Source organism: Halobacillus sp. BBL2006, assembly GCF_000786645.1.
GTDB lineage: Bacteria > Bacillota > Bacilli > Bacillales > Halobacillaceae > Halobacillus.
In genome coordinates, this window is sequence record NZ_JRNX01000490.1 from 1 (window position 1) to 9,084 (window position 9,084).

The following is a 9,084-nucleotide window of genomic DNA, read 5'->3' on the forward strand; positions in this document are numbered from 1 at the left end:
TGGCTTGAGGGGTTTTATTTTAGAGTGGCAGTCACCGAGAAATAATGGATCACCTTCTGCCGACACCATCTGATTAACAGTTTCTATAAATTCATATGATGTTTCCGATGAGAAAAAATCCGTACTTCCTTTTAAAACATCGTATTTTCTTCCATTTTCGAAAGTAAGAAACCCAACTTCTTCCGCATCAAAAGATTCTTTTAATTGAGAAACCATAAATGAGGTCTTTTCTGTTAAGCGTAGATTGGAATTCAATCTTTGAGACACCGAGTTGATTAGTTTGAGATTTCCATTCAGTCTTCTTGACTGTTGATACAGCTGGGCATTTTCCAATGCATTTCCAGCCGTAGTTGCAATCAACACAAAGAATTCAAGATCCTTCTTTGGAAAATGCACATAACTCGGAGTAATGATTTGTAAAACTCCATAAACGCCCTGCTTTCCTTTTAGAGGTGCATATAAATAGGATTGCTTTTCATCCAAACGGTCTTCTATCTGCAATTCACCTGTTAAAAAAGCCTGTGTGCTCACATCAGAACCTGCATCCTGCTCATAAGATAACTTTCTGACAGGAAGCAGTTCATCTTGGGTATAGTCTTGGGATAATAGAAGGTAATAGTCAAAGGAAGGGTAGATTTGTCTAAGTGTATCTATGATTTCGCGCAAAACTCCATTCGTATTAATGGAAGAGTGGAAAGTTGTCGTCACTTTGTAAAGTCGTTCATACTTTTTCTTTTCTTCATAAGTAGAAAGATAGCCCTCCAATTTAATTAACCACTGGATTAGCTCCTTAGAAAATATTTCAAGGAATTGTACAGGCAAGTCAGAACCCTGGTCTTCAATAACAAGAAACCCTTTCATCGCTCCTCCTTCTAAAAGTGGTAAGACAGAGAGATTTAGTTCCCTCTCTGTTCCCCCTTTTATCAAGAACCGATTGAAAAGCTGTGGATGATCACTCAGCCCGTCATCATCCAGCGGTATATGATCATGGAATAGAAAAGTTTCTCGCATGTCTGAGCAATACAGCTGATAAGAGTCTTTCCATTCATCCAAAAAATAAAGAGCGCAAAGATCTGCTTGCAGAGTAGTTTTCACCTCTCTAACGACTTTTGATAACAGGTCTTCAAAGTTGTCAGCAGAATTCATCATGACTAATTGAAAAAGACGACTTCGGAGCTTCTGTAACTTCTCTTCCTTACTTGTCTGCATGACCATTATCCTCACCTGTCTTCCTCACCAGATATCATAAGACAATTGTACCACTACTTTAGACCTTTAACGATCAATAAATTTGAAAAATTTTCATTTTCAGTAAAATCCATTATATCATAGGCAGAGAATCTTCATGCTTACTTCATCTTTCTCTTTCCTTAACCCCTTGACTTCCTACCATAAAAAAATTATAATGGTCGTTGTGTAAAATAAATGGCAGCCTATGTGAGCCGCCGTTGTTATCATTTTGTTCCTCTATAAAGAGGTGCATCGTGTAACTCTCTGCTGCTGGAGCGATGGTGCATGAAAACATAATGAGCAATGGAACAAGGACACACTGTTTTTATTTTATGCGAAATAAAATAAAAAGGAGGAAATCCCAATGGCACGATATACAGGTCCAACATGGAAAAAATCACGTCGCTATGGTATTTCTTTAAGTGGAACAGGTAAGGAGCTAGAAAAGCGCCCTTACGCACCAGGACAACACGGTCCTAACCAACGTAAAAAACTTTCTGAATTCGGTCTTCAGCTTCAAGAGAAGCAGAAGCTTCGTTTCATGTACGGTTTGACTGAGCGTCAATTCCGTCGTCTATTCGAAGAAGCCGGTAACATGAAAGGTATCCACGGTGAGAACTTCATGATTCTTCTTGAGTCTCGCTTGGACAACCTTGTTTACCGTTTAGGTCTAGCTCGTACGCGCAGCCAAGCTCGTCAGCTAGTTACCCACGGTCACGTTACAGTAGATGGTGGACGCGTTGATATCCCATCTTACCGCGTAGCTCCTGGTCAAGTGATCAGCCTTCGCGAAAAATCTCAGAAGTTGAATGTTGTAGAAGAAGCGATCGAAGTGAACAACTTCATCCCAGAATACCTTACATTCGACGAAGACAAGCGTGAAGGAACGTACACTCGTTTCCCTGAGCGTTCTGAGCTTCCTTCTGAAATCAATGAAGCTCTTATCGTTGAGTTCTACTCTCGTTAATAAGCTTCTTGAAAACCCATCGCTTTTGCGATGGGTTTTTTTATATGTAATGATCGTTACAATTTGGAAGATTTTAACGAAATACTGGACTATTTTTAATGGTTGAGTTCCGTTGCTAACGTTGAATAGATGCTGTTCAAGCTTGTTATTATAATCCCAAGCATGATGAAAGTAACTATCTCACCTGTTAAAACAGAGACAACTGCTAAAAGTAAAGCATACACAGCATAAGCCCAATCTTTCATAATGTCCAACCTCCTATGAATAGCTTTTAATATAATGAACTTCAGTGTAACTCAGGAAAAATAATTGTATTTACCATAAGTTAAAAGGGAGTACCCTCATGAAAAAATTCTTCAAATATGGATTCATCAGTCTTGCTGTCCTTCTAGTGATCGGATGTTCAGTTTTTTTTATCTGGAGTCAACAAACTTATCATCCTTCAAAGAAACTTAATCATTTAGTTCCATCCATTCCTCATGAAGATAACTGGATCATTTTTGAACCTAAAGAAAATTTAGCAGAAAAAAGTACTGGAATTATTTTATATCCAGGAGCAAAAGTAGAACCGGAGGCTTACAGTTACATTGCCCAACGATTTTCCGATAAAGGATATTTCGTAGGAATTCCTCAAGTAAGGTTGAATCTTTCAATGCTTGATACTAATAAGGCTGCAGAGGCAATAAATCAATACACATCGATTGAAAAATGGTATGTAGGCGGTCATTCGTTAGGGGGCGTATCCGCCGCATCTTTCGCTAAGAACCATCCTAATAGAGTGAATGGTCTTATTTTCTTAGCCTCTTATCCAAGTAGCGGGAATAGTTTTGCTGATACTAATTTGCCAATTTTGTCCATTTACGCAGAAAACGACGGTCTAACAACGCTAAATAAAATTAACGAAACCAAGAAATTACTATCTAATGAATCAGTCTTATATAAAATAAATGGCGGTAATCACGCTCAATTCGGTATGTATGGTCCTCAAAAGGGAGATAAGGAAGCTACGTTAACTGCAAAAGAACAACAAGATATTATCATTGATGTGATGAGTGAGTGGCTAGAGAATCATTAATCGTACCTAGTTCAACCTCCTCTATTCTCTAACAGGGTGGTGTCTTTTTCATAAAATAAAAAGGCACCATTTCTGTTATCAGAATGATGTCTTTTAAGAAGTTGTACTGGAATATTGGTTATTTCACCTTGTTCCGTTATATGAAATTCACTATAAAATAGACTGCATATTCTCTGAAAAGCAAGGAAATAAACATTATGAATAGTACACTGATTCCCATTCCATAACGGATTGTTTACTATTTATTTCCTTACTCACTTTCTACACCCTTTTCTATATGAAGAAACCTAGTATGTAATGACTGACAAAAATAGCAAGATAAATAAATGTGATCCAAGGTTGATAGTCCACGTAAAATTCCCTGTGTGTAAACCTGAATTTGTGAGGGATTAAAACCCAAGCAACATAATCCATAAGGATGGATATAGCTGTCCACTGAATAACAGTTATGAACATGAGCTCTTTCAAGTTATCAGTAGTCATTCCTTTTACATAGAACCATAGAAAGATAGGAAAGATCACCACGTTATACAATGCCTGGTAAGGGATCGTCTTTACATATGCTGGTGATTTTAAATAACTAGTACCTGCTTGTTTAGCGTTAGGAACTCCCAAAAAAGCATGAAAGATATACATATGGACGATTCCAACCCCAGTAACCACACTATAAGCGACTAAAAGCCATAAAAACGATATCCCTAAATTCTCTAACACCTATTCCCCCTCCTTAATAGAAACATCTTTTAATATACGTATTATCATCTAAAGCAGTAAATAAAGAAACTAAAATTTTCACCATTCTCTCTTAAGCTACTTCACATTTAATTATTTGTATTAATTTATATGTATTATTCAAAATGATGATTTACACTTTTTAAAATAGGTTGTTAACTTACCCGCCATTTATAACTTATAAAAAAAGCCTCCCGGATTAGTTCCCGAGAGGCCTTTTTACTTATTATTGAAAACGTACAAGGAAATATTTCTTTTTCCCTCTACGGATAATGGTAAACCGATCTTCGATTCGATCATTCTCATTAATCGTATGCTTCATATCCTGATTACGTTCCCCATTAATATAAATGGCACCGTTACTAATGTCTTCTCTTGCCTGACGCTTGGATGAAGAGATTCCAGCCTCTACTAATAGGTCAAGCAGCTGAGGATCTTTCACTTCTGAAGTGAATGCCGGAACATCCTTGAAGCCTTGCTCAATTTCTTTCCCACTAAGCGCTTTGATATCACCGCTGAAAAGCGCCTCTGTAATTCTTTCTGCTTGGTTCAAAGCTTCTTCATCATGAACGAGTTTCGTCATCTCTTCAGCTAAGCGACGCTGTGCAACACGTTTTTCCGGCTGGTTCTCTACTTCTTTTTCTAACTCTGCAATTTCTTCCATGCTCAAGAAAGTAAAGAATTTCAAGAAACGGATTACATCACGGTCATCGGCATTAATCCAGAACTGGTAAAACTCATAAGGAGAGGTTTTCTCAGGATCCAGCCAAACGGCGCCTCCTGCTGTTTTACCAAATTTAGTCCCATCCGCCTTTGTAATAAGTGGCATGGTCATTCCGTATGCTTTCACTTCCTGCTCCCCTGCAGCTGTACGTCGAAGCAATTCTAGCCCTGCGGTAATGTTCCCCCATTGGTCACTTCCTCCGATTTGCAGCGTGCAGTTCTCTTTCTCATAGAGCTTCTGAAAATCAAGGGATTGAAGAATCATGTAACTAAACTCTGTAAAGCTGATTCCTTGTTCGATCCTAGACTCGACAGAATCTTTAGCAAGCATGTAATTCACACCGAAATGTTTACCGGTATCTCGTAGAAAATCTATAATTGTCATTTGAGACAACCACTCGTGGTTATTACGTGCAACAGCTGCATTTTCTCCTTCATCAAAGTTCAGAATTTTTGCCAGCTGCTGTTTGATTTTTTCACTAAATTCTTTAACTACACTCGCTTCATTCAATTGTCGCTCAGAAGAACGTCCACTCGGGTCCCCGATCATACCTGTTCCACCGCCAACCAGGGCGATCGGACGGTGTCCTGCCTGTTGGAAGCGTTTAAGCATCAATACCGGCAGCAAATGGCCGATATGGAGACTGTCTGCAGTAGGATCGAATCCACAGTATAAAGTAACTTGGTTTTCTTCTAAATGTTTCGTAAGACCTTCTTCATCAGTAATTTGATTGACAAGGCCTCGCTGGTGTAAATCTTTCAACACTTCCATTCCACTCACTCCTCATATCATCATTCATGCACGGCAACCATCAAAAAGTGCAGGCAATAAAAAAGAGACCTCCTCCCTAAAAAAGGGACGAGGTCTCTTCGCGGTACCACCCTTGTTGCACATAAAGTGCCACTTCTATCGATAACGGCTTTTCATCACCGTCTTCTGATTCATACCAGAAGATTGCTCCAGGTCGTAATTCAAAAACAAATATGCACTGACTTGCACCACCCGTCAGTTCTCTGAACCAGTGATTTGCTTTTTACTTCAATCCTTCAACGCACGATTATTAACTTTGTAGTACTATATTTATCATATATACTCGTAAAAAGCAATAAAAACCCTGCTTGGAAATATGTCCTAAAATACCGCCGTGTGTTATAATATAGAGTGGATTTTTTAGGAGGTATTATTATGTCTAATAACCATAAGAACGGTCGAAATAAATGGGATTTTAAGTCCTTGTGGAAAAGAGGTGAAATCCAAAAAAGATCCCGAATCACCTTTGATGTCGTATGGAACGTCATCTTATTTTTCATCATCATCGGTGTAATCGGTCTCTTTTTTGCCGGCGGTGTAGGAGCCGGTTATTTCGCTTCTCTTGTTAAAGATGAAGATGTGAGAAGCAAGGCTGAAATGCAGGACAGCATTTACAATTATGCTCAAACCTCAGTCATGTTATTCCAAGACAACTCCTCGGAGATAGGAGATGTCAGCTCCGACATTTATCGGGAAGAAATTCAATTGGATCAAGTTAGTGAACATTTGAAACATGCGGTCATTGCCACTGAAGATGAAAACTTCAATGTTCACAAAGGTGTGGTCCCTAAAGCTGTGATGCGTGCAATCGTACAGGAAGTAACAAACTCCTCCGTTAAAACTGGCGGTAGTACACTGACCCAGCAGTTGGTTAAAAACCAAATCCTCACAAATGAAGTCTCCTTTGAACGGAAAGCCAAGGAAATACTTCTTGCCCTCAGAGTGGAACGGTTTTTTGATAAGGATGAGATTTTGGAAGCTTATTTGAACATTGTCTCTTTTGGTAGAAATGCTAATGGACAAAACGTGGCAGGAGTTCAAACTGCTGCCCAGGGAATCTTTGGTGTCGATGCCAGCGAATTATCCATCGCACAATCCGCTTTTATCGCTGGTCTTCCTCAATCACCCTTTGGTTATACACCCTTTAATAACGACGGCTCGCTAAAATCAAAAGAAGAGTTAGAACCTGGAATGGATCGCATGCGTGAAGTTTTAGAGCGCATGTATGAAGCAGATTACATTACAAAGGCGGAATACGACAAAGCTAAGCAATTCGAAATTAATAAAGAGAACCTTGCCAAACCAACCCCTTCTGCTTATTCAAAATATCCAGCATTGACCCAGGAAGTCCAGAAAAGAGCAAAACGGATATTAAGAAAGCAATTAATGGAAGAGAACGACCATACTGAAAAAGATCTTGCAGAAGACGAAGCCTTAGCTGAAGAATATAGAACTCTAGCAGAACGCCGTTTAACTTCAGGCGGTTACAAGATTCATACAACAATAGATAAAGGAGTTTACGAAGCTGTTCAAGAAGTTAGAAATTCATATACCCACAGTGACCGTTACTGGCCTACACAAGTTAGTGACATCAAAAAAGACTCGGACGGCAACCCTATAACTCTTCCTCTTCAAATGGGAAGCATGATTATAGAAAACACTAGTGGTAAAATATTGGGTTTTATCGGTGGTTCAGATTTTGAAAAAGAAAAGCTCAACCATGCGACTACAGCTAGAAGATCTATTGGAAGTACAATGAAACCATTGCTAGTCTATGGTCCCAGTATTGATTTAGGTGCAGCTCAACCAGGATCAGTGATTGCCGACGTTCCTTATCGGTATCCTGCAAGTCAAGGTGGAGGTGAGTTAAACAACTACTCAGAAAACTATCATGGACTAGTGAGTGCCCGCTACGCACTGGCAAAATCTTATAACATTCCTGCGGTCAAGCAATATTCTAAGATTGTAAATAAAGACCCTGTAAAAAACTATTTAGAAAAAATGGGCGTAGAAAAATTACAATCAGGTGATCATATTAACTACTCCATGGCCTTAGGTTCTTTTGTGGGACATGGGATGACTGTTGAAGAAAATACGAATGCTTACGCTACATTCGCTAACTCTGGAAATTTCGTAGATGCGTATATGATAGATAAAATCGAAACGAAAGACGGAGAGGTTATCTACGAACACGAAACTGAAAAGACGAAAGTGTATAGTCCTCAAGCGGCCTACTTGACTATCGACATGATGAGAGACGTGCTTAAGTACGGGACTGGATCAGGGATAAGAAGACAACTCACAAACCCTGGTGTCGATTGGGCCGGTAAATCGGGAACCTCTCAAAAAAGGAGAGATTCTTGGTTTGTAGCAACTAACCCGAATGTCACTGTAAGTATGTGGACTGGCTTTGGTGAAGAACAGGATATCGGCCGTGGTTATAGTAGCCGAACGCAAGCCATATGGGCTGATGTTGTCAACGCAGCATCCAAAGTTAAACCTGAAGTGATGGTTCCAAGCAACAGCTTTAATCGTCCAGATGGTATCGTTTCAAGAAGCTACTGTGCTACTTCAGGATTACTAGCATCTGATTTATGTGCTTCAGTTGGTCTTGCGAAGAGTGATATCTATAATGCAAAATATGTTCCTTCTAAAGTCGATGACAGCTTGATCAGCGGTGACTTTGTGAAGGTTAAAGACCAGCTTGTTGTCGCAGGTCCAAATACACCTGGAGAATTTATCATGGATCAAGGCGGTGTTACCTTGAGCCCTGAATTCCTAGAAGAAAACGATTATACGAGTCCAGAGGTATTAAGAGAATTATTACCAAGCTCTGGTGCATGGTCGAATGTTGCGCTTCCTTCTTCAAGTTCAATTGGATCGACGAAATCTTCTATTGACAATGATGGACAAGCACCATCTGCACCAGGCGGAGTATCTGCTAGTGGTTCTAAGATTGATTGGAGCCCTTCAGCGAGCAACGATGTAGTTGGTTACAGAGTCTATAAGGCTTCCGTACCTGGCGGATCATTCTCGCTTGTAGGCAGCACTGTAAATACCTCCTTGAGCTTCTCTGGAGGTGAAGGTATATATGCCGTACGTGCTGTTGATTACTTTGGAGCATCCTCAGGACTATCTGCGACAGCCACTGTAGGCAACCCAGGTGCTCCGGAACCTGAGCCAGAGCCAGAACCTGAACAAGATCAAGAAAATAATAATGGTTCGAACAACGATAACTCTGGATCTAGTAATGGAGGATCCAATGATAATGGCTCCAGTAATGGTGGAGCTGGTGATGCCGGCTCCGGGGACGGCGGATCTAACGACGATGGTTCAGGTAATGCTGGGTCCGGTAACAGCGGATCTGACGATGGTGGATCCGGTGATGCTGGGTCTGGTAACGGCGGACCTGACGACGGCGGCTCCAGTGATGCTGGGTCCGGTAACGGCGGATCTGACGACGGTGGATCCGGTGATGCTGGGTCTGGTAACGGCGGATCTGACGACGGCGGCTCCAGTGATGCTGGGTCCGGTAACGGCGGATCT

General features: G+C 40.4%; 6 protein-coding genes, 1 pseudogene and 1 other annotated feature. Of the genes and pseudogenes, 3 read left to right on the top strand and 4 right to left on the bottom strand.

What is annotated here, in order from left to right; genetic code table 11:
• A pseudogene (locus LD39_RS14480) lies at positions 1–1,209 on the bottom strand (GGDEF domain-containing protein); the annotation flags it as partial.
• Positions 1,210–1,594: 385 nt separating this feature from the next.
• Between LD39_RS14480 and rpsD the strand changes: the two are divergent.
• Positions 1,595–2,197 (top strand): 30S ribosomal protein S4, encoded by a 603-nt coding sequence (rpsD, locus tag LD39_RS14485; RefSeq protein ID WP_035548538.1) that lies wholly within the window; start codon positions 1,595–1,597, stop codon positions 2,195–2,197.
• Between the two features lie 95 nt (positions 2,198–2,292).
• Here the strand turns inward: rpsD and LD39_RS23140 are convergent, their stop codons facing one another.
• Positions 2,293–2,442, bottom strand: a complete 150-nt coding sequence (locus LD39_RS23140; protein ID WP_197061434.1) for a hypothetical protein — start codon at positions 2,440–2,442, stop codon at positions 2,293–2,295.
• A gap of 98 nt (positions 2,443–2,540) precedes the next feature.
• Here LD39_RS23140 and LD39_RS14490 point away from each other — a divergent pair, with 98 nt between their 5' ends.
• Positions 2,541–3,272, top strand: a complete 732-nt coding sequence (locus LD39_RS14490) for an alpha/beta fold hydrolase (RefSeq protein ID WP_035548541.1) — start codon at positions 2,541–2,543, stop codon at positions 3,270–3,272.
• Positions 3,273–3,545: 273 nt separating this feature from the next.
• On the opposite strand, the gene LD39_RS14495 is transcribed toward LD39_RS14490, so the two are convergent.
• Complete coding sequence (locus tag LD39_RS14495; RefSeq protein WP_035548544.1) at positions 3,546–3,986, bottom strand: hypothetical protein; 441 nt, start codon at positions 3,984–3,986, stop codon at positions 3,546–3,548.
• Between the two features lie 244 nt (positions 3,987–4,230).
• Entirely contained in the window at positions 4,231–5,499 is a 1,269-nt protein-coding gene (gene tyrS, locus LD39_RS14500; protein ID WP_035548547.1) for a tyrosine--tRNA ligase, read from the bottom strand.
• An 80-nt stretch (positions 5,500–5,579) separates the two neighbouring features.
• Positions 5,580–5,787 (bottom strand) — a binding site (T-box leader).
• 126 nt (positions 5,788–5,913) lie between these two features.
• Between tyrS and LD39_RS14505 the strand changes: the two genes are divergently transcribed.
• Positions 5,914–9,084 (top strand): transglycosylase domain-containing protein (locus LD39_RS14505; RefSeq protein ID WP_081988464.1); only part of this gene is annotated, 3,171 nt, incomplete at its 3' end.

Excerpts from the sequence above, each read along its gene's own strand:
- rpsD (WP_035548538.1), top strand. The coding sequence starts at position 1,595 with ATGGCACGATATACAGGTCCAACATGGAAAAAATCACGTCGCTATGGT.
- LD39_RS23140 (WP_197061434.1), bottom strand. The coding sequence starts at position 2,442 with ATGAAAGATTGGGCTTATGCTGTGTATGCTTTACTTTTAGCAGTTGTC.
- LD39_RS14490 (WP_035548541.1), top strand. The coding sequence starts at position 2,541 with ATGAAAAAATTCTTCAAATATGGATTCATCAGTCTTGCTGTCCTTCTA.
- tyrS (WP_035548547.1), bottom strand. The coding sequence starts at position 5,499 with ATGGAAGTGTTGAAAGATTTACACCAGCGAGGCCTTGTCAATCAAATT.